This is a genomic window from Streptomyces sp. CNQ329, from assembly GCF_000482585.1.
Genome location: NZ_KI519461.1, coordinates 1 through 1,775, shown reverse-complemented (window position 1 = coordinate 1,775; position 1,775 = coordinate 1). Strand labels below are relative to the sequence as shown.

The following is a 1,775-nucleotide window of genomic DNA, read 5'->3' as shown; positions in this document are numbered from 1 at the left end:
GGCGTGAGGAGGGCCAGGCGTGAGGAGGGCCAGGCGTGAGGAGCGCGGGAGTTTACCCACCGCGCACGCCGGTCATGCACCCGCCGGACTGAAATTTTGTTGATCCCTTCTCGGCGGCCCGGGTGATCCCCGTACCCTGCACACTGTGAACCGATTGATGTCCCGTGACGCAGAGCCCGAGTCCGGTCCCGACGCGCTCCTGCCCGGGGCGCTCCCGGAGGCACTGAACGCCGAACTCATCGCGTTCCGGCGGGACCTGCACATGCACCCGGAGCTGGGCAACCAGGAGTTCCGTACCACCGCCGCGATCAAGGAGCGGCTGGAACAGGAAGGTCTCGCACCGCGCGTGCTCCCGGCGGGCACCGGGCTGGTCTGCGATATCGGCATCGAGGAGGGCGGGACGGCCCCCGGCCCGATGCTGGCGCTGCGCGCGGACATCGACGCGCTGCCGATCCCGGACACCAAGACGGTGCCGTACCGCTCCGCCGTCCCGGACCGCGCCCACGCCTGCGGCCACGACGTCCACACGGTGGTCGTCCTGGGAGCGGGCATCGTCCTCGCCGCCCTGGCCCGCGAGGGCATGCTGCCGCATCCCGTACGGCTGATCTTCCAGCCCGCGGAAGAGGTGCTGCCCGGCGGCGCCACCGACGCGATCGAGGCGGGTGTGCTCGACGGCGTGGGCCGGATCATCGGGGTGCACTGCGACCCGCGCGTGGAGGTGGGCCGCCTCGGTCTGCGGCAGGGCGCCATCACGTCCGCGTGCGACCGCCTCGAAATCTCCCTCGACGGCCCGGGCGGCCACACCGCGCGCCCCCACCTGACGACCGACCTGGTCACGGCGGCGGCCCGCGTCGCCACCGACGTCCCGGCCCTGCTGTCCCGCCGCGTGGACGCCCGCGCGGGCCTGGCGGTCACCTTCGGCCGCCTCCACGCGGGCCACGCCTGCAACGTGGTCCCGCAGCACGCGGAGCTCTCCGGCACGGTCCGCTGCCTGGACCTGGACACGTGGCGCCGCGCCCCGGACATGGTCCACGCGGCGGTCGACGAGGTCGCGTCGATGCACCGCGCGAAGTCGGCGATCACGTACGTCCGCGGCGTCCCGCCGGTGGTCAACGAACCCGCCACGACGGCGTTGCTGGCGAACGCGATGACGTCGCGACGGGGCGCGGACTCGGTGGAGACGACGGAACAGAGCCTGGGCGGGGAGGACTTCTCCTGGTACCTGGAGCATGTCCCGGGGGCACTGGCCAGGTTGGGCGTGCGGGCGGTGGGCGAGACGGGCCTGCCGCGGGATCTGCACCAGGGGGACTTCGACGTGGACGAGGGCGCGATCCGGGTGGGAGTCGAACTCTTCACGGCGGCGGCACTGCTGGGCGCGGGCTCTGCGGCTTAGGGCCGCCGACTGTCGTCGGACGAGCGATCGGCGGGACGCCGGCGGGGGATGGGGGATCGGCCCGGGGGCGGGGGGCGGTGCGGGTACGGGGGTCCGCGCCGGGGTGGGCGGTGGTTCGCTGAGGAGGGCCGGTGTGCGGGGGTGCCGGTGTCGGGGTTGGCGCGTGGGGTGGGCCGGGACCGGGGGCAGCGGGGCAGCCGACAGTGCGCTCAGTGGCCGGGTATCGGGGGGTCGGTGTCAGGTATCGGGGGTCGGCGTCGGCCCGGTATTCGGGGGCGGCGTCGTGGGCGCCGTTGTTCGCCTCGAACCGCACGTCCCCTCACGCCCGCCCAAGGGTATGCGCCTGCTCTGACAGTGAGCCCGGGTCACCGGCGTCGGCGGC

At 74.1% G+C, this 1,775-nt stretch carries 1 protein-coding gene; it reads left to right on the top strand.

All coding sequences use genetic code 11. The annotated features are described in order from the left end of the window. Window positions 1-157 precede the first annotated feature (157 nt). Entirely contained in the window at window positions 158-1,393 is a 1,236-nt protein-coding gene (locus tag I003_RS0131215; RefSeq protein ID WP_027775013.1) for an amidohydrolase, read from the top strand. Window positions 1,394-1,775 lie beyond the last annotated feature (382 nt).

Excerpts from the sequence above, each read along its gene's own strand:
- I003_RS0131215 (WP_027775013.1), top strand. The coding sequence starts at position 158 with ATGTCCCGTGACGCAGAGCCCGAGTCCGGTCCCGACGCGCTCCTGCCC.